Consider the following 24,423-nt stretch of genomic DNA (forward strand, 5'->3'; position numbering starts at 1 on the left):
TCCTCATTGTTTGAGAACAGCAACGAATGGAATTAAATGCCAGGGAATTTGTGTTGCTGATGATGGTTATTAAGGCATCACATCGCTGAGGCGCAGAGATAAATCTGGAAATAATGGAGATGCGATCGCATCTTCTAATCTATATTGCTTTTGCTGATATTGATCTTCTACAAGCTGATAAACCGTGAAAGTCGGTTGCTTTGGTTTACCGATGTACTGAATGCCACCTAAAGCGCGAAAATCAACAATCCAATATTCAGGAATTTGAAGCAGTGCATATTCTTCAACTTTCCGCGCATAGTCGTCTTGCCAATTCTTACTTGCCACTTCAACCACAAGCTTTATAGCTTGCCCACTCATTAATATCGGTTCTCGTTGCCAAAGCGGTTCACGTTCTAACCGAGATTTGTCTAGAACAATCACATCAGGGCGCAATGCTGTTGCTTCTGCTGCGGGCGGTTTGATCAAACAATTCTTTGGAATTGTCCACTTTAATCTCAACCTTAAAATTCCAGCGAACAACCGACCTGCCACTTCTCCAGACACAGCCTCGTGTGGTCCAGTCGGCTCCATATCTCGCAATTCTCCATCAATTAGCTCGTAACGCGGATTGTCACCATACTGAGCGACAAACTCTTCAAAAGTGAGTTCCTGAGAAGCTACATAAGTCATAGGCGAGCAATTCCATTGAACTTATCTTTATTATCCAACATTTAGAGAACTTGAATTAAGATTGCAATAATCATCTAATTATTATCAATAATTTGTAGGTTTATTTAACTAACTTAATATTATTTCTCATCTGATCCATCTTAAAGAAGATGAGGCGGGGATCAAACGATTCCTATGATTTAGAACGCTGGAACTTACAGAGATGTTTTGTTTTAGCAATTTGATACTGTGTTCAATCCAACCACTTACTAGCCGAGACGCGATCGACAAGTAAAAGCGCGATCGTGAGGTGATTTGCTTATGGAAATGCTACAAGAATATCGCCATAAATTCGTGCAGTATTGGCGACGATCGCTGACCTTTCGGATGGTTAGTTCGTTCGTTGCCTTTGCGCTCACTGCACTGCTGATCGTTCTTCCGTTGAGAGCACAGCAACCTGTTGTGTTATCGGTTTTGATTCCGGCTCCAGATGTGAAACCGTTTCCGCCTGTAATTGCAGAGTTTGAGCGGCAAAATCCAGGGATTAAGATCAATATTGTTGAAGGTCCAAACGCTTCTAACCTGGTCGAGGATTTGTATTCTTCTGCATTTTTGCTGGGGGACTCACCTTATGATCTCCTGAACATGGACATCACCTGGGTTCCAAAGTTTGCTGCCGCAGGTTGGCTACAAGATATTTCAGACATCATTCCACAATCGGAACTGGCTCAGTTTTTGCAGGGAGATATTGAAGGTGGACGATACAAAGGAAAGCTTTATCGCTTGCCGTATCGAACGGATGTCGGAATGTTGTACTACCGCTCAGATTTGCTGCAACAAGCAGGATTGAAGCCGCCGGAAACCTTTCAGGAATTGATTCAGGCATCGAAGACGGTGCAAGGAAAAAATGCGGCGCAGTGGGGTTATGTATGGCAGGGTCGGCAGTATGAAGGACTGTCTGCAATGTTCACAGAAGTTCTACAAGGCAACGGGGGCTTTTGGATTAATCCACAAACGAATGAGGTGGGACTCGATCGACCAGAAGCGATCGATACCGTTAAATTTCTCGTAAGTACGATTCAGCAAAACATTTCACCGCCTGGCGTGAACACCTATATCGAGGAAGATACTCGGCGCTTGTTCCAGAGCGGTAACACGCTGTTTATGCGGAATTGGCCCTATGCCTGGGACTTGTTGAATAAAGATGATTCTCCAGTTCGCGGCAAGGTGGGAATTAAACCGATGGTTCGCGCACCGAATGAACGGAGCGGGGCGTGTCAAGGCGGTTGGGGAATGGGCATCTCTAGCAGCACTCGACATCCAGAAGAAGCACGTAAAGCGGTACGGTTCTTTACCAGTCCTGAAATTCAAAAGCAATTATCGATCGCTGGGGCGTATCTACCGACTCGACGGGCACTTTACAACGATCAGGAACTGCTTCAGCGCTATGAGTATTTCCCATTGGTGCTGAAAATCTTGGAAAATCCAGCCTTGCGTCCTCCGATCGCGCAATATGCTCAAGCTTCAGACATTTTGCAGCGCTACTTGAATGCGGTGCTTTCGGGTCAATCTTCACCGGAAGCAGCAATGCAGGCGGCAGCACGGGAAACTCGATCGTTGTTAGGAGTGTAAGCCGATGAAAGATGTGATTCGAGAACGAGAACGCCGCACAGGTTGGTTTTTAACCATTCCAGCATTGGTGATTTTAGCGTTGGTGTTTGCTTACCCGATTCTAAGAGCGTTTTGGCAAAGCTTGTTTGCTCAGAACTTAGGAACTCAATTAAATTCAGAGTTTGTCGGGTTGGCGAACTTTGGGCGGATGGCTCAAGATGGGCGATTCTGGCGAACGTTGATCAATTCAGCGATCTTTACCTTTGTATCGGTGTTCTTTGAGCTGATTCTGGGAATGGGGATTGCTTTGGTGTTGAATCAGCAGTTTCGAGGACGGGGAACGGTAAGAACGATCGCGATTTTGCCTTGGGCGTTACCCACTGCATTGATTGCACTCGGTTGGACTTGGATCTTCAATGATCAGTACGGCATCGTGAATGACATTCTGATGCGGTTTGGAATCATTAACACCGGGATTAACTGGCTCGGAAATCCAACGCTGGCGATGATGGCGGTAATTTTTGCAGATGTGTGGAAGACAACGCCATTTATCAGCATTCTGCTACTGGCAGGATTGCAGTCGATTTCAAATGATCTGTATGAAGCACAAGCGATCGATGGCGCGAGTCCGTGGCAAAGTTTCCGAACAATCACCCTGCCGCTTTTAATGCCGCAAGTCGTGATTGCATTGTTATTCCGGTTGGCACAATCTTTTGGAATCTTTGACTTGATTAGTGTAATGACGGGCGGGGGTCCGGGCGGTGGAACTGAAACGGTTTCACTGTACATCTATTCGACGGTGATGCGCTATCTCGACTTTGGATATGGTTCAGCATTAGTTGTTGTAACCTTCCTGCTGTTGGTGTTGGCGGTTGCGATCGCGTCGTTTTTCCTCACCCGATCTAGAGCTAGAGCAGCAGGAGAAGTATAATCATGACCACTGTATTTCCAGATTCTGTCGATCGACGAATGCCGGGAGGAAAAGCGACCAAAATCGGACGCAAACTGATATTACCGATCGCGGTTGCATTCACGGTGATATTTTGTCTTGCACCGATCTTGTGGCAGTTGCTCACATCGGTCAAGGTGAATGCTGATATTGCTGCAATTCCAAACGTTTACTTCCCCACGCGCTATACGTTGGATCACTATCGCGAACTGTTTCAGCGTCGCCCGTTTTTGAACTACATCTTTAATAGCGCGATCGTATCGTTTGCATCGACGATATTAGCGCTGGGGGTAGGCGCTCCAGCAGCGTATGCTCTGGCGCGATTGAAGCTTCAAGGAGAGCGATGGATTCTTGCTGGTATCTTGATTGTGACCTTGTTCCCGCCGATTCTATTGTTTATCGGATTGTTAGAAGTCGTTCGCTTTTTTGACTTGGGTAACAATTATCTTGCGTTGATCATTCCTTATACTGCGATTAACTTACCGCTGACGATCTTAGTGATGCGGAGCTTTTTCCAGCAGTTACCGAAAGAACTCGAAGATGCTGCAAGAATTGATGGTTATAGTACGCCGCGAATGCTGCTTGAAGTCGTGTTACCGATGACGATTCCCGCATTGGTTACGACTGGAATTCTCACATTCATCTCCGCTTGGAATGAATTCATTTTTGCACTGACTTTCATTACTCGCGAAGACATGAAAACAGTTCCGGTGGCGGGCGCTCAGTTGGGTGGAGCTTCGCCGTTTGAGATTCCCTATGGACCGATCGCGGCTGCAACTGTTTTAGGTACGATTCCCCTCGTTTTACTGGTGTTGTTCTTCCAACGCCGCATCGTTCAAGGTCTAACTGCTGGAGCTGTCAAAGGATAATAACAATCATGGAAAGAAACTTAGAACTCATTGATTTAAAAAAGGCTTACAGTGCGACTGTTGTTCCTGTAAAGAACATGAATTTGCAGGTGAAACAAGGTGAGTTTTTAACCTTGCTGGGTCCGTCAGGGTGTGGAAAGTCTACGATTTTGCGGTTGATTGCAGGATTGGAACAGCCAACTAGCGGACGAGTGATGATTAACGGTCGGGATGTGAGTCGGTTAAATCCGGGCGATCGTAATATTGCAATGGTGTTTCAGAGCTACGCACTGTATCCACACATGACCGTGTACGACAACATTGCATCCGGGTTGAAGCTCCGTAAGACTCCACACGCTGAAATCAAAGACCGAATTCGTGAAGTTGCTGATTTCCTAGGCTTGCATGAACTGATGGATCGTAAACCAGGTCAGCTCTCCGGTGGTCAACGTCAACGGGTTGCAGTTGCAAGAACTCTAGTGCGTCGTCCGGATTTGTTTTTGTTGGATGAGCCGCTCAGTAACTTAGATGCACTGTTGCGGGAACACGTTCGAGCAGAGTTGAAACAGTTATTTGGTTCGCAAAACGCGCCGATCGTCTATGTGACTCATGATCAAACGGAAGCAATGACACTTTCGACGAAGGTCGCGGTGTTGAACAATGGTTATCTGCAACAGTTCGATCGACCCGATGTAATCTACAGTCATCCGGCAAATCAATTTGTGGCGGGCTTTATTGGCAGTCCGCAAATGAATTTTCTGCGGGTGCCTTGTAGCAATGGAAGTGCGATCGTAGGAAGTGCCAAGATTCCAGTTCCACGCGGATTTTCATCAAAAGAAGTGGTGTTGGGAATTCGTCCAGAGCATGTTCACCTAGCTGAAGGGCAGAATGAACCAACCTTAAACGGCGAAGTGTTCTTGCTTGAGAACCTAGGGATGCACGATTTGGTAAGTACTCGGATTAACAATGGTGCTGGGGAAACGATGAATGTTCGGGCGATTCTGCCTGTACATTCGGGATTGAAATCTGGTAGTGCAGTGCGATTAGGGTTCCCAGTCGATCACATTCATTGGTTTGATGTCACGACGGGCGATCGGATCGCGACGGCTGACTCACGGGTGATGGCATAGGGGTTTACCCTTCTCCTATAGCAATCCTAAGTTAGGTGGGGAGTGGGGAATAATTCCCTTTTCTTACTCCCTACCCCCTACTCCCTACTTTTCTTAGCATTTACAACTCAACCAGGATTGCTACAGAAGAGAGGGACGTGAGCAAAGCTAAGCCTTTAGGATATTAGAACCTCTATCGGTGGAGCGATATGGCGTGTTCGTGAGTTCGGGTAAAACGTAAGAGGTTAAATTTTTACGGAGACTGTATCCTATGAAACCAAACTATTTTGTAAAACGCTTAATCGCTGGATTATTTGCTGTGTTGATGATGGTGTCGGCTTGGGTGACGATGCCTGCTGCAAATGCAGCTTCGAGTGCTGAAGGTGCGGCTCAAGAGACTCAAGACAACTCGAAAGGCTTTGTGCGCGATGTGAGAGACAAAGTGAAAGATGCTGCAAAGAGCAATTCGATGAAAGTCGATGAGTCAACGGACAATGGTGCTGTATCTCGCAAAGCCAGAGAAGACGCAGCAACGATCCTGGAAAGAGCGGACAAAGATGCTGAACGGACGCAAGACGCGATCGATAACAACATGGGTGCAGTGAAAAAAGCGGTTGAAGGCATCAAGGATGCTTTTAGCAAGTAATCACTGAACAGTCATCGAATCCACCAAGAGCGAAGTTCGCTCTTGGTGGATTTTTTTATGCTGGGCGAATCTTTCTTTTGGGGTATGTCAATCGATCAAGATTTAAGAGCCGTTGCGGTTGAGAAAAATCGAGCGAATTCTGACCTTCAAGCCATTCATAGTGATGGAAGTGGTCATTACTATTGGGTGGAGCGGGATGCTGGATTTAGTTCACAGGATCAGACGGATTTAGTACAGTTTTTATTGTCGATCAATGATGATCCAGCAGTCACGATCGGAGATTAGGTAGAAAAATTTTCGCGCTTTTTTAAGGGGATGACAATGATTCAGGTTTTACAGAATTGGCAGGAAGTTGAGACAGCGACCCAAGCTTTGAAACAGTCAAATTTGCCTACGCACATCACGATTCAGAAGAATTGGGATCAGTGGTTATTGGCTCAACTTCTAGAGGAATATCATGTCGATCGACAATCGAAAATTCTCGATCTCGGATGTGGTGATTGTTGCACATTAGAATTCCTATCTGCGCTTGGTTTTCAGGATTTACACGGCATTGATTTGAACATAAAAGCGGATTCCTCGAACTATCAGCTTTATCAAGGAGACATTACCGCGACATCTTTCCCAGATAGCTCGTTTGATGTGGGTGTAAGTGTTTCTGTGATTGAACACGGTGTTGATTTAGATGCGTTTTTTCGTGAAGCTTACCGGATTTTGAAACCAGGCGGATTATTGTTTGCCACAACTGATTACTGGCAGGATAAGATTTTGGTCGATCCTGCGATTCAGCCGTTTGGATTGACTTGGACAGTGTTTTCAGGTGCAGAGATTGAAACTGCGATCGGACTTGCTAAAACTCACGGATTTGTTCTAAATAACACGAATGAGATTCCTGCTTGTGCTGAAACGACTGTCTCCTGGTACGAGAAGAACTATACATTTATTGCACTGACGTTTCAGAAACCGTAAGGGTATCTACAAGCTTCAGCAATCGTTGTTCTAACTCTTCTAAACCCATTCGCTCTGTTGCAGAGATGAAAATCGCATCAGGATAAGATTGCTGCACTTGTGATAAGGTTTCTGGTTTGACGCGATCGATCTTATTAAACACAAGCACCGCATCGGGTGGCGTTGCAGGCAGTTCGGATAGTACCGTGTTTACTGACTGTAAATGCTGTTCCCACGCGGGATGAGACAGATCTAAAACGTGCAGTAATGCCTCTGATTCAGTCACTTCCTCAAGTGTTGCCCGAAACGCATCCATCAATGCAGGCGGCAAATCGTGAATAAATCCTACTGTGTCGGTGAGTAGTAGATTTTTACGATCGTGAGTATTCGGATCAGTGATTGTCAATCGTCGAGTGGTGGGATCAAGAGTCGCGAATAGCTGATCGGCAGTGTAAACTTCAGCGCGAGTTAGTACATTCAGTAATGTCGATTTGCCTGCATTGGTGTAGCCGACTAAAGCAATGGTTGGGGAGTCTTGTCGATCGCGTTGTTGTCTAAGTCGCGCTCGGTGTGCTTGAAGCTGATTCACTTCTTGCTGAAGTTGAGTGATCTTGCGTTGAATCGTGCGGCGTTCGGTTTCAAGCTTCGTTTCACCAGGTCCACGGGTTCCAATGCCTGCACCTAGACGCGACATATCTTGCCCACGTCCACGTAATCTGGGCAGTGTGTATTCTAATTGCGCTAACTCGACTTGAAGTTTTCCGGCTTGCGATCGCGCTCTTTGAGCAAAGATATCTAAGATGACCTCGGTACGATCAACGACTCTCAGCCCGATTTGCGCTTCTAAGTTGCGGGCTTGTGTGGCTGAAATATCCTGATTGAAAACAATCACATTTGCTCCAAGGCGCTGAGCTTCTAAGGTCAGTTCCTCGACTTTTCCTTGTCCGATCACCGTTTGAGGGTGAGGATGCGATCGCTTTTGTTGAACAACTCCGAGAACTTCGCCTTTAGCACTTTCGACTAAGCGAGTAAGTTCATCAATGCTGTCTTGAAAGCGCTGATCAGACATTTTATCAGTTTGTAATCCGACCAGTAAAGCGCGATCGTGATCAAATTCAACCGTCTGCGATAGATCAAATCCAGCATCTTGAATATCTTTTTCCCAATCCTCGATTAGTTGATCGGCATCCTGTTCGATCAGTGTTTTGAGTGACATTGATTCGACTTGCCAAGGTTGATCAATATCGGGAACGAGATGCAGGAGATAGGACTGTTTGATCGATTTGTCTTGTAGCGTGAGAACCACGATCGCATCAAGTCGCTGACGTAACATTGCAATGAACGCGCTCGTATCCGGTGGCTGGAATTGAGCGACAGTGCAGCGAATTCCACTAAAGCGATCGCGGCTCCGACGCGGTAACTCTGATTCGGGCAGTCTTGTTTGCATCGGTGTACCGATTCCGACTCGGAGCACCTGTCCACGTCGATTGACATAACAGCAAATCGGCTGATGAATCAGGTGACTGAGAGCGGCAAGTTGTTCCGCAAATTCTGAGGTGATCAAGCTGTCACTGGCGAATCTGGTGTCGTATAGCTTTTCAATCTGTTTGATGTGAGTCGATCGAATGCCTTGTAGCTGACCGTAGACTGTTGCCATTGAAGATCCCTAATGCGCTATTTCTAAGTTAGAAATTTGCAGCGTTTTGATCGTCTGACTAATGATTGACATTGATTAAGGGTTGTGCGAGATTTTGTACAACCCTGTTGGGTTTAGGCGATGTGCTCCAATCATTCGAGACTTCTCAGTTTTCCATTGTCGATCGCGAACGGAGAGCGATTTCATGACTACGCTTGTTCAATCTCCTAGCTCAGTTGAACAAAAGAGCCGATACATTCCCACGAATCACCGTAAAATTCTCTGCATTTTTCCAACCTATAGCCGCTCTTTCGGCACGTTTCATCATGCGTTTGGGCTGAAGGGTGTAAAAGCATTTATGCCGCCTCAAGGATTGCTGATTGTGGCAGCTTATTTGCCCCAAGAATGGGATGTGAGATTTATTGATGAAAATATTCGTCCTGCAACGGCGGCAGACTATCGATGGGCAGATGTCGTGATTGTGAGTGGAATGCACATTCAGCGATCGCAGATTCAACAAATTAACGAACGCGCACATCGAGCCGGAAAAATTACGGTGCTGGGTGGTCCTTCAGTTTCGGGCTGTCCGGAGTACTATCCTGATTTTGATATTTTGCATCTGGGAGAGTTGGGCGATGCAACGGATCAGATGATTGAATGGCTCGATCTCACGATTGAGCGACCGAGTGAGCAAATTCGCTTTGAGACAAGCGATCGCTTACCGCTGTCCGAGTTTCCGACTCCGGCTTATCACAAGTTAAATTTGAATCAGTACTTTCTGGCTAACATTCAGTTTTCTAGTGGTTGTCCGTATCAATGTGAGTTCTGTGACATTCCAGCCTTGTATGGACGTGATCCGCGATTGAAGTCGCCCGCACAGGTTCTACGCGAATTGGATGCAATGTTAGAGGCAGGCAATCCAGGAGCGGTCTATTTCGTTGACGATAACTTTGTGGGAAATCGTAGAGCGGTGATGGAACTATTGCCGCATTTGATCGAGTGGCAGAAAACGAATGGCTATCCGGTGCAATTTGCTTGTGAAGCCACATTGAATTTGGCACAGAGTCCGAAGCTGTTGGAAATGATGCGAGAGGCTTATTTTTGTACCGTGTTTTGTGGGATTGAAACACCGGAGCCAGAAGCATTACGAGCGATTTCTAAAACGCAGAATTTAAGCTTGCCGATTTTGGAAGCGGTGAAGACGCTGAATCGATATGGAATGGAAGTCGTATCGGGGATTATTTTGGGATTTGATACAGATACACCTGAGACAGTCGATCGCATTTTAGAATTCGTTCGAGAGTCGCAGATTCCGATGCTGACGATCAATTTACTGTATGCGTTGCCGAAAACGCCGCTGTGGGAGCGATTGAATGCAGAGGGGCGGATTATTTCAGATACAGGGCGAGAGTCGAATATTGATTTTCTAATGCCGTATGAGCGAGTTGTTGAAATGTGGCAGCGCTGTATTGCGATCGCGTATGAGCCTGAGTTTTTATACGATCGATTTGCGTATCAATGCCAGCATACCTATCCGAATCGAATCAAAGTGCCGAATAGTCCAGCGAGAACGGCTCCGGATAAAGTGCGGCGCGGATTGATGATGCTGGCGAAGATTTTGCTGAGAGTAGGTGTGTTTAGTCACTATCGTGATACGTTTTGGCAGATGGCTTCACCTGCTTTGAAAAAGACAAAGATTGAGCAAGTGATCCACATTGGATTAGTGGGACATCATTTGATTCAATTTACGCAGGAATCAACGAAAGGGTTGGAATCGGCTTCGTTTTATTCGCAGAGGTTTCGAGGACATTGATTATTCGGGACTTATTCAGGTTCGTCGCAATAAGAGGATGTTTGAAAAGTTGTCGTTCGTTGCAACGTCCCGCCCTGAAATGAATTTCGGGCTAGTCGGCGCAAGTCCATTTCAATGGACTAAGAACTTGAAACCGCCTCTTAGTCTACTTCAGTAGACTTTCCACGATTAGCCCGAAATTCATTTCAGGGCGAGAGGCAATCGAAGCGACTTTCTATACTTTTCAAACACCCGCTAAGAATGTACCGGATTAGTTTGTCATTAACCTGGTATATGCGAATCTTAGTCCTGGATATAATCTCGATCGCTAAACAAACACTGTTCAGCCCGCACAAATTCCCGCCCCAAATACGCCGCATGATCCAGCCGACTCACACAGGAATTCTCCGGCTCTTCAAAAATCTCGATACATAGTTCCTTTGCCGTTCTACCTTTGAAAATCGCGATCGGCTTCCGCTTCAACTCACCACTACAAGGCAACGGTTCCCCCGTCTCTGGATCGCAAGCCAAACCCTTCTCGTTGATCGTGTTGCTGTAGTGTTCTGCACAGATCAACCGAGAAGCTCGATCGACATAAATAATAAAGTAGCCGTTGGGATCAAGTTCGATGTAGCGATTTGATAATTTGTCATCGAAAACAACGGGATCAAAAACAGCTTGAGTCATGTCACCTAAAAATATGGATCTGCTAGATTATTCTAAATTTTGAAGTCGATCGTTTGCTGCTTAAACGGCAATTCTTGATTAATTGCATCAATTTCTTGCTGTTCGAGATCATTAATTTGATCAATGTGCGATCGCAAAATCTGCGACAAGCGACTGTTATAAAATCGATGCAAAGAATGATTCGGAGTCGCTGGAAATCCGCGCCGCTTCTTGTGTCTGCCGCCTGCACCCGGATCAAACAGTTGAATTCCGTTCTGAATTCCCCATTCGATCGGCGCATAGTAACACGCATCGAAATGTAAGCAATCGATTTCCTCAGTACAGCCCCAATATCGACCGTATAAGCGATCGCCTTTTGTCAAACAAAACGACATGCCGATCGGGTAATCATTTCCTTCTGCATACGCCGCAAAAAACACAACCCGATGCCGATACGTCAAATAAAGCTGCTCAAAGAACTTTTTAGTAAGATATTTACTGCCCCACCAGCCGAATTTATCGCACGTATCGCTGTAGAAGCTGTACATCGTCGGAAACAACGATCGCGGAATGTCATCCCCTGTAAACGTCTTAAAAGACAGTCCCGCATTCACAACTGCTTTTCGTTCCCGCTTAATGTTGCGCCGCTGATTCGCATTAAACGCATTCAAATAATCATCAAACGCCTGATAACCATCGTTCGCCCAAATAAAACTGTGATGCAGCCACGAGCTAAAACCATGACGCTCCATCAGCGATCGCCAATCGGGATCAACATAGAGAAAATTACAGCCCGAAATCCGATTACGCGAACAAAAATGATCGATCGCGCCCACCATTATTTCAGTCAGTTCATCCTCATCTTCACCTGGTGCAATCAAAAATCGATAGCCTTCCGCTGGCGTAAACGGCGACATTCCCAACAGCTTTGGGTAATACTGAATGCCTAAACGATCGGCTAAATCCGCCCATTGGTGATCAAACACGAATTCACCGTAGCTGTGACCCTTGATGTACAAAGGAGCCGCTGCAATCAGTTCACGATCGCGCCACACGGTTAGATGGTTTGGCATCCAGCCGGATCGAGCCGTCGTGCTGCCAGAAGTCTCCATCGTGTGCAACCAGTCCCACTCTAAAAACGGCGTTTTGAGCGGCATCGCTAGTGCATCCCAAGCCGATTGTGGAACCTCAGAAATCTTATTAATCCAAGCGATCGAAGTACGGGGCTGGAATTGTTCAACCATAACCAGGAATCAGTAGCTTCATACAGCGTAATAGATTTGTCTGAATCTGGCACAGCAGCACAAAATTCCCCACAAAATTCCCCTTTGAGGGAATGCCATTTAGAAAAATTCCGTGAACAATGGCAAGAAATCGATAACCCCGTTAAAGTGAGAACAGATTTTAAGCGTAAACTCGCTCAAAATCACTGATCTAGCGGATGAATCTATCGTTTTATATCGATAAATTTATCCATTGGCGTTCTAGAACATCACGTTCACGATCGCGGTAAGCTTTGACTAGGCGTTACTTTTATCATCGGTCCTGCTCTACTTGTGCTAATCCGTTCCCTTATCCGGTAATCAAGGGCTTATGGCAAAGTCACGACAATCTTCATTCCGGCGCATCCTGCTGAGACGCTTATTATTGCTCAGCATTCCGGTGCTATTGACGGGTGAAGTGGTCGCTTATAAAAAAGCAAGATCTGGACTGCTCGAAACCGCTCGCCAAAATCTCACTGCCAGCGCTGCTCGTAAAGCAGAATCGCTACAAACCTCGATCGCGAATCTGCGATCGAATCTCGCGCTTGCGGCAACCTCTTCATCGCTGCAATCCGACTCTCCCCAATCCACCTACAACTTTCTCGAACAGCTTCAACGCACTTCTCCGATCGCGCTTCAGTGCATTCAACTCATCAATATCAAAGACAGAACCGTAAAAGCGAGCACTTGCGGCAATCAACCAATCGCCCAATTTCCGCTTGATCCCTGGGCAAGTTTAAAGGCTTCCAGTATTGCTGATGCCAAAAATATCCAAGTGTCGCTTTCTCAACCGACGCGAGTCGCGGGTGAACTCTCGGTCGATCATCAACTTAATCTAGTTTTGAGCGCTCCGGTCACGATCCGATCGAATAATCAAGACACCCGATATGCTCTGAGTGTCCAAGCCTCGCTTTACTCCAAGCCAGAACCCGCGCTTAACGGCATGACCACGGGTTACACGGTTGTAATCGACGATACAGGCGTAATTTTGGCACATCCGATCGCAGAACGGGTGAACAAGAATATTCGCCAGGAAGCGAACGCTCAACAGCTTCAGCAAGTGTTTGAAACTGCGATCGCCAATAGTACAGTTGGCAATCGCGCCACCAACCAGCAAGAATCGCTTGCGCCCATTCCATTTGAAGAAAACGGTGTGGAATGGATGGCAGGAGGCAGCACGATTCAAGTCGCCCTCAAAAACGGAGAATCTTCCACCTGGGTTGTTTTAGCGGCGACTTCGGTCGATAGTGCTCTTTACGGTTTAGGTGAGATTAAGCAGGTTCTGATCATTCTCACACTCGGACTGTTGACCGCGATTCTCCTTGCGACCTTGTATCTGACTCGTGATCTTGCACTCCCGATCGAACAATTGAGCGAATACGCGCTTAAGATTCGGCAACGCTTCGACGGCGAACGTGCTCCGAAGAATTTCAAAGTGCGAGAACTTAACTATCTGGCTGAAGCGCTCGATAACATGATCGATCGCTTAGAAGAACGTGCCAGTGAACTCGAAGCCGCTTGGCAAGAAGCCCAATCCGCTAATCAAGTCAAAAGTGAATTTCTCGCCACGACCTCTCACGAATTGCGAACGCCCTTAAACGGCATCATTGGCTGTATTCAACTGGTGCGCGATGGTTTTTGTGACAGTCGTGAAGAAGAACTCGAATTTCTCAACCAAGCGGACAAATCCGCCAAGCATTTACTGCAAATCATCAATGATTTACTAGATTTAGCGAAGATCGAGGCTGGAAAAGCGGATTTGAACTTGCAGCCGATCGATGTTCGGAATCTCTGCCAGGAATGTCTCAAAATGGTGCAGCCAACTGCTGATCTCAAGCGGTTGAAGCTGATGTTTCACTTTAATGCAGAGTGCGATCGCGTTTCGGTGGATGGTTTGCGAGTGAGCCAAATGGTGATCAACTTACTTTCAAACGCAGTGAAATTCACGCCTGAAGGTGGAACCGTTTCGCTGGTAGCTCGAATCGGATACGGCTATCAACTCGCTCAAGATGTCAGACCCGATCGCAGTCCGATTAATCAAGAAACTTCTTACCTTTGCCTTGAAGTCGAGGATTCCGGGATCGGCATTCCTAAAGACCGCTGGCACTTACTATTCAGACCGTTCCAGCAAATCGATTCCTCGATGACCCGTAAACATGAAGGGACTGGTTTAGGATTGGCACTCACCAAACGACTTGCAGAAATGCACGGAGGCACTCTTTCGTTTTGGTCAGTTCCTGATAAAGGCAGCACGTTCAGAATTTGGCTCCCGTGGACAGAGCCGACTGCTGGGAAACAGAAAACGACGATCGATGAAAGCTCGATCGCTTCACCGCTAGAACAGCCATTGAGAAAAATTGAAGAATTAGGAACACGCGGCTGACGTTTTTCAGATTTATAAGTTTTCTATACGACTGGAACAAATCCAACGCGGGTAGCGACGAATACTTATAAGTCACGATTTCCAGAATTGAAGTTTTTGATTCTGTAGCGTTCCTTAAACCTATTCGATTTACCTGCTCAATCTATGAAACCCGCGATTCTTGTTGCTGCTACTGTTGGAATTGCATTGAGTTCTATTTTGCCTGTTCGTGCGGAGGGTGCTGAGTCAATTCGGCAACTGCTAGAAACTCGATCGTGCATCAATTGCGATCTCCGTGATGCCGATTTGCAAGGAAAAAACTTGCGGGGTGTGAATCTACGCGGTGCAAACTTACGGGGTGCAGACCTGAGACGAACAAATCTCAGCGGTGCAAATCTCACAAATGCAGATCTTCAGGAAGCGAATCTTAGAGGTGCAGATTTGCAGAGAGCAGATTTATCGAATGCCGATTTGAAAGATGCCAATCTGCGGGATGCAATTTTGACTTATGCGGAGTTGTTCGGCGTGAACTTGCGCGGGACGAACATCGAAGAAGCTCGATCGAGTCAAATTTCCGAAGAGATTCGCAGAATTTACCGCGACATTACCGGACGCAATTCGGATAGCTACAAAGTGCGGGAATATGTTCGAGAACTCGCAGAAGGTCGATCGTTGTCGCATATTCGACGGGAGATTGCTCGGAGCGATGAAGCCAGAGACGCGATCGAGGAACTATACGAAGATATTTTTGGACGTAGAGCCGACGCAAGCGGATTGCGGACTTGGACTCGATATTTAGAAGGGGAATCTCGATCGCTGTTTGATATCCGCCGCGAATTAGTTCGCAGTCCAGAAGTCCGTGATGCGATTAATCGGATTTATCAAGAGCTTCTAGGACGCGATGCCGATGTGCGGGGAATGCGGACATGGCTAGATCAGCTTCGACAAGGACGATCGCTTTCTGATGTTCGATCGCGCATTGCCAGCAGCAACGAAGCAAAACGCAAATAGTATTATTTTCTCAGCGCTTCAATGATTTTGATGTTGGCTCTGGGAAAGGGGAATGCGGAAAGTTCATCGATCGTGACCCAGCGAATCTCATCGCACTCGATCGCTTGCGGTTCTCCAGAAATGTGCTGACAATGATGCACATTCAATGAAACGCGAAAATGCGTGTAAGTGTGATCAACCGTGATCAGATGCTCACCGACTTCGATTTCGATACCCAGTTCTTCTTGAATTTCGCGCTTGATACAGTGTTCGATCGTTTCACCCGGTTCCACTTTCCCGCCCGGAAATTCCCACAGTCCACCGAGTAGCCCTTCGGCTTTTCGTCGATCGATTAAAACCTTTCCTTCATTCCAAATCACCGCCACTCCAATCACTTTGTGTGGAATCGGCGCACGAGTTTCTGACATAGGAAGCTCCGCCTGAACTCCTCGATTGTACGCCTCACAGTGCGATCGCCAAGGACAAATTAAACAAGCTGGATTTTTCGGAGTGCAAACTGTCGCTCCTAAATCCATCAACGCTTGATTAAAATCGCGCCCATTCTCTGGATCAATCAACGTCTCGGAAAGCTCCCAGAGTTGCGACATCGATCGGCTCGGTGGCACGTCCAATGCAATCAATCGGGCTAAAACTCGCTTCACATTGCCATCTAAAATCGCTAGAGGTTGATTGAATGCAGCACTGAGAATTCCGCCTGCGGTGGTGCGTCCGATCCCCGGAAGTTTCAGAACCGTTTCTAAATCGGTTGGAAACTGTCCCTCATAGTCTTGTAAAACTTGTTGCGCCGCTCGATGAAAGTTTCGGGCACGAGCATAGTACCCCAGACCTTCCCAAGCTTTCAGAACCGTTTGAAGATCGGCATTCGCGAACGATTTGATCGAGGGAAATTGCCGCATCCACCGTTCAAAATACGGAATTACCGTTTTCACCTGAGTTTGCTGAAGCATAATCTCAGAAACCCAGATCGCATAAGGATCGCGTGTATTTCTCCACGGCAGCGACCGACCCGATTCGACATACCAAGATAACAACGACGATCGCAGTTCTGACACGACAAAATTCGGCAGAGAGAAACTCCCTGCCGATGACTGTTGATTCGACGATCGATTATTCGGCATCGATCGATTGAAAGGACTTCTCAAACGCTAACCGCTGTTCTGCGCTCTTGAGAAAATAGCCGCTCATCATCGCAGAAGCAAGCAGGCGACCGAATGCTTCACGGCTCGTGGTAATCGTCACTTCAAAATTCTCTGGCGGCAGACCCCCCAACAAACCGATAATATTGCGCTCCATCACTTGCAGAACTTCGGGCGATGAAGGCTTTGAGAGTTGAGCGATCGTTTCAGGATCGAGCGATTGAACATACTGTAAGAACTTGCCGTTCAATTCGTCCGCGCCTTGAATAAACTCAGGAAGTTGATTAGATGTCTCGTTCACGGTGCCTACCTCGCAACTGAGGAATTTGATATACATACTGTAACAAAGCCAGATTTCCCCCACAGTCGGTAGAACCGAACCATCCATGTTCGGAAATACTGTAAGTCGCGATTCTAAAGCACTATCCTTAAAAAACGCAAAGCGCGATCGCCAACTCCACATCTACCTCATGATAGATAACGTATAAATGCAGATCATTGATTTGATAGATTGTATCAAAAGTCACCTTTAACTGATTAAGATTGTTTATGGATAACAGTTCTAGTGAAAAGATCAGCTAAAATTATTTATGCAGTGGAATCTTTCCGCTGATCCCTGGGTTAACTAGGAAAGAATCAGGGCTTCCTGCTAATCCGTGTCGAATTGGTTAAATTCATCTATGCACATCGGGAGTGAGACCGCCGCTCCGGGACGATCCAGCAAACCTTCGAGCCACGCCGTGGCGAATCTCGTCGGAACTGCGATCGCGCTGATTACACTTGTTCTACCTCTATTCGTGATCGCTCATTACACACCGGAAAGTCCCCCACAAGCGAGTCCCACCCGAATGAATAACTAACCTTCAAAAGATCGGTTCATACGACTTGCTTGATAAAGGTTTCATCAGGCAGAATGAACATTACCTACCCTTAATCCGTGGAATCGCGCTTGATCGTTTTTAGAGGTTAGGAATTCATTTCTGAGGCTGATTACATGACATCTTATGCAACCTCGTCCGCTAGAGCCGATATGAGCGAGTTACGTCGCTTGAAAACCCTGCTGCCTCCAGAACTGCAAAGCTGGGTGACGATCGAGACGACAACCGCCGTGAATCCCCCTTTGATTACCAGCGAAGAAATTGGTCGCGACGAAGTGGAGATCCAAATCGATATGCCGAAATGGGATCAACTGGCGATCGACCAGCGCAATCTCTTGTTTTGGCACGAAGTTGCACGTATCCAAGCCGACACGATCCCCAAAGACGGCTGGGAAATGGCGGCGTTAGCGATCGGCTTAGGTGGCGCGGTCGGTGAACTTTGGGTTCAAGATGGTCTGCTGCTGCTCTTAGCGATGGGATTGTCTGGGGTGGCAGGCTGGAGACTGTACCAGAAAAATAACAGTGATAAGACGGTCAAAGAAGCGATCGAAGCTGATGAACGAGCGATTCAATTGGCGACCCGATTTGGTTACACGCTGCCGAATGCTTATAAAAGCTTGGGGAGTGCGTTGAAAACTTTGATCGATCAAACTCCGAAGAAGAAATTGCGATCGTGCTATCAGGCCCGCCTTGATGCCTTGAAGAAGAGTGCAGCGAAAGCGAAAGCAAAAATGCGATCGGCGGCTCCTTCTGATTTCTAATCTACAAGTTATTTCAATTCAACGCGCTCCAAGTTGTAATGAGAGAACAAGAAAAGCCGTCCTTCTAGGACGGCTTTTCTGACCCATTTTTCTGATAAAGCCTCAATATGTAACAAATTCAGAATAGGCTTTGATTAAGCGTTACATCCGTTTTTTGTTGCGGTCACTATGATAGATTGCGAGGCGTTCTGAGGAGTGCCAGCATCGGGTTCAGGAGACAGACATGGCTTTTAATATTAATGCGCTTAACCTTCCAACGATTCAACGAGGGTCAACCGGGGCAGCCGTGGGTGCATGGCAGCGATTTTTACAAGATCAAAATTTCGCGATCGGAGCCGTTGATAATGGCTTCGGCAATGTAACCGACAAAGTAACCAGAGATTACCAGCAGAAAAGTGGGTTAGTTGCCGATGGCGTTGTCGGTCGAGGAACTTATGTCAAAGCGCTATCACAAGGATTTATTTACCGGGTTGCGAATCTGACCGCAGCAACGTTACTCAGGTATTTGAACTATGGAATCGCAGAAACGCAAGATTTACAGCGTAGTCTCAATGCGATCGGGCGATTGAATCCGCCGTTAACGATCGATGGAAATTTCGGCTTGGGCAGCACCAAAGGCATGTCCGAGGCTTACAAAATTCTCGATGTCAATTTTCGTCCGCGTTTGGATGCTCAACTGTCTACCCAAACGAAACAGCGATTAGGAGCCGACTATGCGCCTGGATTGGCGATTCTGACCGAGTACGCTCGACGACAACGATCAAGATTGAGCGGGGCGCAGTGGGTGAGATTTTTTCCGGCAAGTAGCTCGATCGATGATTTAGCGTCACCCTTTCGCCAACGAGTTCGCGCCTTTGAAAAAGCCTTACGAGACGGAGGCGCATCGATTACCGTCGTCAATACCTACCGCCCTCCTCAACGGGCTTACATGATGCACTATGCAGTGCAGTTGAACAATCGCGACATCGCGCCGTGGGATGTGCCGCCGATGGTCGGAGTCGATATCGACTGGGTGCATTACACCGATGCGGCTTCTTATCAGGCGGCGCGAGACATGGTGAATGCCTTTGATATTGGGAGCAATCCAGCCGCCTTAGTTTCTCGACATACTCAAGCACTCGCGATCGATTGGATTGTGACTTGGAAGCCTCCGATGCGGATTCGGAATGGCAACGGGCAAACGGTGACGATCGGTGCTCCGGGTGAAGCTTACGATAATGCGGACTTGTGGCAAGTGGGTGCAAGTTATGGGGTGTACAAGCTAGAGTATGACCCGCCTCATTGGTCAGTCGATGGATTTTAACTTGGAAGATCAGGCACAAATCTCGATAGACTGGGATTTGTGCAGTTGAGCGATCGTAAAATTTCATGAGTTCCACCGAGTACGATGTCATTGTGATTGGGTCAGGGATTGGCGGATTGGTGAGCGCCACCCAACTCGCAGCCAAGGGAGCAAAAGTCTTGGTGTTAGAGCGCTATTTGATTCCGGGAGGGAGCGCCGGATATTTCGATCGTGATGACGGATATCGCTTTGATGTCGGTGCCTCGATGATTTTCGGATTCGGAGATAAGGGAACAACGAATCTGCTCACTCGTGCATTGGATGGGGTGGGAATGTCGATCGAAACGATTCCCGATCCGGTTCAGGTTCACTATCATTTGCCCGATGGTTTAGATCTCAAAGTTCATCGTGATTACGAAAAGTTTTTGCAAGAACTTATCGCCTATTTTCCACAGGAAGAGAAGGGAATTCGGCAATTCTACGATGAATGCTGGAAGGTGTTTAACTGCCTGAATGCAATGGAGTTGCTCTCACTCGAAGAGCCGCGATATTTAACTCGCGTATTTTTTCAGCATCCCTTCGCTTGTCTAGGTTTGGTGAAATATCTGCCTCAAAATGCAGGAGACATTGCCCGAAAATACATTCGCGATCCGCAGCTTCTAAAGTTTATCGATGCGGAATGTTATATCTGGTCGGTTGTGCCTGCCGATCGTACTCCGATGATTAATGCGGGAATGGTATTTAGCGATCGACATTACGGCGGAATCAACTATCCAAAGGGCGGAGTCGGTCAAATCGCTCAAAAATTAGTCGAAGGATTAGAAAACGCTGGTAGTCATATCAAATACAAAGCGAGAGTGACAGAAATTCTCACCGAGAACGATCGCGCAGTGGGTGTCAAGATTGCTTCCGGTGAAACATTCCGAGCAAAGCGAATTGTTTCAAATGCAACACGCTGGGATACATTCGAGAAGCTACTTCCTTCAACGCAAAAGCCAACGGCTGAGAAAAAATGGAATCAACGCTATCAGCAATCTCCTAGCTTCCTCAGCTTACATTTAGGCGTGAAAGCAGAATCACTACCTGCCGGAATCGAATGCCATCACATTCTGTTAGAAAACTGGGATGACATGGAAGCAGAGCAAGGAACGATCTTTGTATCAATTCCGACCTTGCTTGATCCGAGCCTTGCACCAGAGGGACACCACATCATTCACACTTTCACACCGAGTTGGATGCAGGAATGGGAAGACCTTTCTCCGAATGAATACGCCGAGAAAAAAGAACAGGCGGCGAATCGGTTGATCGATCGATTAACTCAAATTATTCCCGATCTCGATCGCGGTTTAGATTTCCAAGAAGTCGGAACACCGAGAACACATCGCCGCTTTTTAGGACGAGACAACGGGACTTACGGACCTGTTCCCTCGCGTAAATTGTTGGGACTGCTGGGAATGCCGTTTAACCGAACTGCGATCGCGAATCTCTATTGCGTTGGTGACAGTACCTTCCCCGGACAGGGCTTGAATGCAGTCGCTTTTTCAGGATTTGCCTGCGCTCACCGAATTGCGATCGATTTGGGATTATGAGTTGTATGCTTCGCTGCGATGGGCGATCGCAACAACCGAAACCTGCAATCGCTCATCATCTACTGCATAAATCACCCTGTAATCTCCAATCCGATAGCGAAAGTAACCGGAGTACTCGCCTTTGAGCGTTTTAATATTCGGATGTGAGCGCGGAGACTGCTCTAAGTTCTCGAAACAGCGGGCGATTTTTTTGGCTAAAGCCTTGTCAGCATTAATGTAAAATTCTTGAGCGTCAGGGTGAAGGTTTACTTCATACATCAGAGCGCAGATTTCTCCAATTTCTGTACTCAGTTTTAGATGTAGATTGATTCTGCTGAATCCGTTCTAGCAATCCGGTAATTGCCAAAAGTTCTTGAGTTGCAGATTCACTCTCGATATCTGCTAAGTAAGCCGCAAAATCAACCAACACCTTGAGACGCTCTACCGACAATTCCTTTAGGGAACGATCAAGCTGATGTTGAAGTTCGTTCATCGATACCAAATCCAACGCTTCTACGTCATCGATCAAGGAATCACTCATATTGTTGGACTTCTAATCTCAAGCGGTTGCATCCATTGTACCAAGTGGTAAAAATTGTTTATTTCTTCTGGGGCGATCGACAAGCGTATTCCATCACCTTATGGCTACTACTTCCCGGTTTCGGCTGAATCAGCATTCCATCATTGCCATAGTCGAACTTCTGAATCAGCTTGCGATTCGTGGTGTAAGCATTCACTTTTCTGAGGCGTTGCGATTGATTCGAGCAATCGGCTGACCAGCGAATCACAGCACCATGTAGAGGCTGATCGACTTTCACATCGAGTAGGGCATTGTTCGCTTCTGGAAACTCGCGATATTCCCAATACCAAACGATCGAGCCATTGCGCTGAATCGAACTCGCATCGACGAAGAAGCGATCTTTCACCGAATTCTCAGTAATTCTTGTCCATTGAGCCGATTGAGCGAATGCGCCATTGCCCATCAGCAAAACAGCACTGCTTAGGAATGCAGCAGAAAATTGAATCAGTTTCATAGCGGGATTAGCGATTAGGTTTTTCAGTGATGGGGGTCGTTCGATTAGATCCGCCTTGTGCAGTTCCAAGATTGCGGAGAGCCTGGAGCGCGAATTTATCCTGTGGGCGTTCGTCTAATGCTCGTTGAAAATAGAGTCGTGCCGTCTTCTGATCCTTACGCTGAGCGGCATCATAGCCAGCATTCATGTAGCGCTCGTAAAAAGTTTCCTTTTTCGCTGGTTTTTCAGTCGAGGCGGTTTGGTAGGCACTGAGCGCTTTTTGAACATAAGGCGCAATTTCGCGGGCGCTGAACTTGTTCGAGTCTCCGGTCATCCACCACGCCGCAACTCGTTGAACCGCGATCGTTTGATTATTCCCGATCGCTCTTGCATCTTGTTTGATCACATCTCGCACAATGCAAGTGACAATCGATCGAGCCGTGTCTGGATTTGCCTGAAATTCAGCCGGGGTAATTTCTCGACCGCCGCACGCTTTAGACCAGCGGGGAATATTGGAAGGTTTCACTTGCCAATCGCTATAAAGTCCAGTATTTGGCTCCTCTGGCTTTGAGGCTTGGCGTAGGGCTTCGACGATGAGATCGACCTGCGTGTCACTTAATTGGGCGGAGACAGGAACCGCGATTAAACCGAAAATACCGATCGCGATCGAGCTTCCGATTAGCTGTTTACAAACGTGCATGGCGGTAAATTTTGCATTAAATGGAAAATACGATCGTAGACTTCGTTTTGATTTGAAAGTTTCAGTTTGACAAGGCGCATCTTGTCAACAAATTAATAGAGCGATCCTGACATCAAAAAACTATGAAGGATGAGTGCAAAAAGGTCAAGCGGGAACAGGAAGAGCGATCGCGTTCTATTTCAAACAAAAAGAGGGGTAGAATTCTACCCCTCTTCTGTCGCTTTTATGGGATTTTACTGGCTGACACGCCCGACCACTTGGTCTTTTAACTTGTTGAATTCTTGCCCTAACTCCTGACGGTTCGAGGCTTTGAGCAAATAGCGATACACAAACCAAATGCTGTAACCGAGTCCGACGAGTTCAAAGGTCGGCTGTAAAAGGGGCACATCGTTGATTGCGCCCAAGAGTGCGAGGGTGAGCTTGACCGATACGATCGAGCCAAAAATCAGTCCAACTGTCACGAGCGGCTTGCGGTACTCGGTAAAAAATTTGCCAACATATTCCGGTAGCGTTGCCAAAACCGAGTAGGTTTTATCAGCAATTTCGCGCCATTGTTCGTTGCTCGAATCAGAAGACATCGGGGCGAGCGATCCGGCTTGATCCATTTTGATCGTCGAGGGAGTTTCAACGACGGTGGGGGTTTCCACTTCTTTCACTTCAGGTTCCATACTAAACACCTTGGAAACAATAACCTAGTTGGGTTTTGCTGGCAGAAAAATTTCCAGCATTTGGACAGTAGCAGAATTCAAATTCGATTTTCGCTATCTTTCAAACATAGCGAAAGTTCAGGGCTGAACTTGTCACTTGCAAGATAGATAATCACTCACAAATCTGAATTCTGTAAACCCTACCTTTGAGGAGATTTACCTCTAGGCTGAAAGATTCAGGCTTAAAATAGTCTCTTTGTTCTAGTGTGATTAGCTTATCACGTTGAGTCACGATCGGGAAATCACAAATTCTTTCACAAATCACAAAATTCTTGAATTGCTTGCCAGATCGATTCTTCTTGATCAACCAGGCTATGGTCGCTGTCGAGTTCAATCAATTCCACCCACGATCGCGCTCTTGCATACGATCGACTTTGCTCGATCGGAATTGTTTCATCTCGAATTCCATGTACGACCAAAGTCGGAATCGGTTTCTGAAGCTCGTTTTCGTCGTATCTTTCTAAATCTGAAATAATGTCGTAGTTCAATGGTAGTGATCCACCTGTCCCGTATTGATAAATCATGATTGCCTGCCCGGATCGCCATTTTTCTAACTGAGCAGGCGCAAACGTGGGAAGCCAGTGATTTAAGTAATTGAATGCGGGGGCGAGGAGAACAATACGATCGACTTGCTCACACTGCTGAGCGATCCAAGCCGCTGTTAATCCGTCAAAGCTAGAGCCAATCAGTGTTATAGGTCCTTCTGAGATTAAGCTTTTGACCTGTTCGACCTGCCGAGTGAGGGTCAAATGTTGAAAATCGTTTTGATTGAAATCGGGAATTTCAAGGGAGAGATGAAGGGATTGGAAGCGATCGCGCAATTGGCGGGCTTTTGTCGATCGAGGACTTGATGCAAATCCATGCAAGTAGAAATACTTCATCTCTCC

26 protein-coding genes are annotated in these 24,423 nt (G+C 46.8%); 14 read left to right on the top strand and 12 right to left on the bottom strand.

What is annotated here, in order from left to right; genetic code table 11:
- Nucleotides 1-69 precede the first annotated feature (69 nt).
- Nucleotides 70-672 carry a Uma2 family endonuclease gene (locus NIES2104_RS21270; RefSeq protein ID WP_059000232.1) on the bottom strand — a complete coding sequence of 201 codons (603 nt, stop codon included), beginning with the start codon at nucleotides 670-672 and terminating at the stop codon, nucleotides 70-72.
- A gap of 300 nt (nucleotides 673-972) precedes the next feature.
- Between NIES2104_RS21270 and NIES2104_RS21275 the strand changes: the two genes are divergently transcribed.
- The 7 genes from NIES2104_RS21275 to NIES2104_RS21305 all read left to right on the top strand — a co-directional run bounded on the left by NIES2104_RS21275 (nucleotide 973) and on the right by NIES2104_RS21305 (nucleotide 6,783).
- A complete protein-coding gene (locus NIES2104_RS21275) occupies nucleotides 973-2,283 on the top strand; it encodes an ABC transporter substrate-binding protein (RefSeq protein ID WP_156427015.1) in 1,311 nt (436 codons plus the stop codon).
- Between the two features lie 4 nt (nucleotides 2,284-2,287).
- On the top strand, nucleotides 2,288-3,193 hold the full coding sequence (locus tag NIES2104_RS21280) for a carbohydrate ABC transporter permease (protein ID WP_059000233.1): 906 nt from the start codon (nucleotides 2,288-2,290) through the stop codon (nucleotides 3,191-3,193).
- A 2-nt stretch (nucleotides 3,194-3,195) separates the two neighbouring features.
- Nucleotides 3,196-4,080 (top strand): carbohydrate ABC transporter permease, encoded by an 885-nt coding sequence (locus NIES2104_RS21285; RefSeq protein WP_059000234.1) that lies wholly within the window; start codon nucleotides 3,196-3,198, stop codon nucleotides 4,078-4,080.
- Nucleotides 4,081-4,088: 8 nt separating this feature from the next.
- Entirely contained in the window at nucleotides 4,089-5,189 is a 1,101-nt protein-coding gene (locus NIES2104_RS21290; protein WP_059000235.1) for an ABC transporter ATP-binding protein, read from the top strand.
- Between the two features lie 250 nt (nucleotides 5,190-5,439).
- Nucleotides 5,440-5,814 carry a hypothetical protein gene (locus NIES2104_RS21295; protein ID WP_059000236.1) on the top strand — a complete coding sequence of 125 codons (375 nt, stop codon included), beginning with the start codon at nucleotides 5,440-5,442 and terminating at the stop codon, nucleotides 5,812-5,814.
- 84 nt (nucleotides 5,815-5,898) lie between these two features.
- Nucleotides 5,899-6,099 (top strand): hypothetical protein, encoded by a 201-nt coding sequence (locus NIES2104_RS21300; RefSeq protein WP_156427016.1) that lies wholly within the window; start codon nucleotides 5,899-5,901, stop codon nucleotides 6,097-6,099.
- Nucleotides 6,100-6,135: 36 nt separating this feature from the next.
- Nucleotides 6,136-6,783 carry a bifunctional 2-polyprenyl-6-hydroxyphenol methylase/3-demethylubiquinol 3-O-methyltransferase UbiG gene (locus NIES2104_RS21305; protein ID WP_192843613.1) on the top strand — a complete coding sequence of 216 codons (648 nt, stop codon included), beginning with the start codon at nucleotides 6,136-6,138 and terminating at the stop codon, nucleotides 6,781-6,783.
- On the opposite strand, the gene hflX is transcribed toward NIES2104_RS21305, so the two are convergent.
- Entirely contained in the window at nucleotides 6,755-8,419 is a 1,665-nt protein-coding gene (hflX, locus tag NIES2104_RS21310) for a GTPase HflX (protein WP_059000239.1), read from the bottom strand. The genes NIES2104_RS21305 and hflX overlap by 29 nt on opposite strands.
- A gap of 184 nt (nucleotides 8,420-8,603) precedes the next feature.
- Here hflX and NIES2104_RS21315 point away from each other — a divergent pair, with 184 nt between their 5' ends.
- A complete protein-coding gene (locus NIES2104_RS21315; protein ID WP_059000240.1) occupies nucleotides 8,604-10,211 on the top strand; it encodes a B12-binding domain-containing radical SAM protein in 1,608 nt (535 codons plus the stop codon).
- 282 nt (nucleotides 10,212-10,493) lie between these two features.
- Here NIES2104_RS21315 and NIES2104_RS21320 read toward each other — a convergent pair whose 3' ends face one another.
- The gene (locus NIES2104_RS21320) at nucleotides 10,494-10,877 is read right to left on the bottom strand and encodes a DUF4346 domain-containing protein (protein WP_059000241.1); all 384 of its coding nucleotides are present in this window, start codon (nucleotides 10,875-10,877) and stop codon (nucleotides 10,494-10,496) included.
- 32 nt (nucleotides 10,878-10,909) lie between these two features.
- A complete protein-coding gene (locus tag NIES2104_RS21325; protein WP_059000242.1) occupies nucleotides 10,910-12,100 on the bottom strand; it encodes a GNAT family N-acetyltransferase in 1,191 nt (396 codons plus the stop codon).
- A 349-nt stretch (nucleotides 12,101-12,449) separates the two neighbouring features.
- On the opposite strand from NIES2104_RS21325, the gene NIES2104_RS21330 reads away from it, so the two are divergent.
- Both NIES2104_RS21330 and NIES2104_RS31925 read left to right on the top strand, forming a co-directional pair.
- Complete coding sequence (locus NIES2104_RS21330) at nucleotides 12,450-14,501, top strand: sensor histidine kinase (RefSeq protein WP_059000243.1); 2,052 nt, start codon at nucleotides 12,450-12,452, stop codon at nucleotides 14,499-14,501.
- A gap of 144 nt (nucleotides 14,502-14,645) precedes the next feature.
- Nucleotides 14,646-15,491, top strand: coding sequence for a pentapeptide repeat-containing protein (locus NIES2104_RS31925; protein ID WP_059000244.1), 846 nt, complete (start codon nucleotides 14,646-14,648; stop codon nucleotides 15,489-15,491).
- Nucleotides 15,492-15,493: 2 nt separating this feature from the next.
- Here the strand turns inward: NIES2104_RS31925 and mutY are convergent, their stop codons facing one another.
- Together mutY and NIES2104_RS21345 are read right to left on the bottom strand one after the other, a co-directional pair.
- Entirely contained in the window at nucleotides 15,494-16,609 is a 1,116-nt protein-coding gene (mutY, locus tag NIES2104_RS21340; RefSeq protein ID WP_082690057.1) for an A/G-specific adenine glycosylase, read from the bottom strand.
- A complete protein-coding gene (locus NIES2104_RS21345) occupies nucleotides 16,599-16,928 on the bottom strand; it encodes a DUF760 domain-containing protein (protein ID WP_059001979.1) in 330 nt (109 codons plus the stop codon). Before NIES2104_RS21345 ends, mutY begins: the two co-directional genes overlap by 11 nt.
- Nucleotides 16,929-17,283: 355 nt before the next feature.
- Here NIES2104_RS21345 and NIES2104_RS21350 point away from each other — a divergent pair, with 355 nt between their 5' ends.
- The 4 genes from NIES2104_RS21350 to crtH all read left to right on the top strand — a co-directional run bounded on the left by NIES2104_RS21350 (nucleotide 17,284) and on the right by crtH (nucleotide 21,137).
- Nucleotides 17,284-17,487, top strand: coding sequence for a hypothetical protein (locus NIES2104_RS21350; protein ID WP_202815100.1), 204 nt, complete (start codon nucleotides 17,284-17,286; stop codon nucleotides 17,485-17,487).
- A 170-nt stretch (nucleotides 17,488-17,657) separates the two neighbouring features.
- The gene (locus NIES2104_RS21355) at nucleotides 17,658-18,266 is read left to right on the top strand and encodes a DUF3318 domain-containing protein (protein WP_304608015.1); all 609 of its coding nucleotides are present in this window, start codon (nucleotides 17,658-17,660) and stop codon (nucleotides 18,264-18,266) included.
- Between the two features lie 223 nt (nucleotides 18,267-18,489).
- Nucleotides 18,490-19,569 (top strand): peptidoglycan-binding protein, encoded by a 1,080-nt coding sequence (locus NIES2104_RS21360; RefSeq protein ID WP_059000247.1) that lies wholly within the window; start codon nucleotides 18,490-18,492, stop codon nucleotides 19,567-19,569.
- Between the two features lie 65 nt (nucleotides 19,570-19,634).
- On the top strand, nucleotides 19,635-21,137 hold the full coding sequence (gene crtH, locus NIES2104_RS21365) for a carotenoid isomerase (RefSeq protein ID WP_059000248.1): 1,503 nt from the start codon (nucleotides 19,635-19,637) through the stop codon (nucleotides 21,135-21,137).
- On the opposite strand, the gene NIES2104_RS21370 is transcribed toward crtH, so the two are convergent.
- The 6 genes from NIES2104_RS21370 to NIES2104_RS21395 all read right to left on the bottom strand — a co-directional run bounded on the left by NIES2104_RS21370 (nucleotide 21,132) and on the right by NIES2104_RS21395 (nucleotide 24,417).
- Nucleotides 21,132-21,395, bottom strand: a complete 264-nt coding sequence (locus tag NIES2104_RS21370) for a type II toxin-antitoxin system RelE/ParE family toxin (protein WP_059000249.1) — start codon at nucleotides 21,393-21,395, stop codon at nucleotides 21,132-21,134. The genes crtH and NIES2104_RS21370 overlap by 6 nt on opposite strands.
- Entirely contained in the window at nucleotides 21,388-21,657 is a 270-nt protein-coding gene (locus NIES2104_RS21375; RefSeq protein ID WP_059000250.1) for a hypothetical protein, read from the bottom strand. The genes NIES2104_RS21370 and NIES2104_RS21375 overlap by 8 nt, the downstream gene beginning before the upstream one ends.
- A gap of 58 nt (nucleotides 21,658-21,715) precedes the next feature.
- A complete protein-coding gene (locus tag NIES2104_RS21380; RefSeq protein WP_059000251.1) occupies nucleotides 21,716-22,150 on the bottom strand; it encodes a surface-adhesin E family protein in 435 nt (144 codons plus the stop codon).
- 7 nt (nucleotides 22,151-22,157) lie between these two features.
- The gene (locus tag NIES2104_RS31355) at nucleotides 22,158-22,829 is read right to left on the bottom strand and encodes a tol-pal system YbgF family protein (protein ID WP_072218111.1); all 672 of its coding nucleotides are present in this window, start codon (nucleotides 22,827-22,829) and stop codon (nucleotides 22,158-22,160) included.
- A gap of 233 nt (nucleotides 22,830-23,062) precedes the next feature.
- Nucleotides 23,063-23,497, bottom strand: coding sequence for a CAAD domain-containing protein (locus NIES2104_RS21390; protein ID WP_059000252.1), 435 nt, complete (start codon nucleotides 23,495-23,497; stop codon nucleotides 23,063-23,065).
- Between the two features lie 293 nt (nucleotides 23,498-23,790).
- Nucleotides 23,791-24,417, bottom strand: a complete 627-nt coding sequence (locus NIES2104_RS21395) for a YqiA/YcfP family alpha/beta fold hydrolase (RefSeq protein WP_059000253.1) — start codon at nucleotides 24,415-24,417, stop codon at nucleotides 23,791-23,793.
- Nucleotides 24,418-24,423 lie beyond the last annotated feature (6 nt).

It is taken from the genome of Leptolyngbya sp. NIES-2104 (genome assembly GCF_001485215.1).
Classification (GTDB): domain Bacteria; phylum Cyanobacteriota; class Cyanobacteriia; order Leptolyngbyales; family Leptolyngbyaceae; genus Leptolyngbya.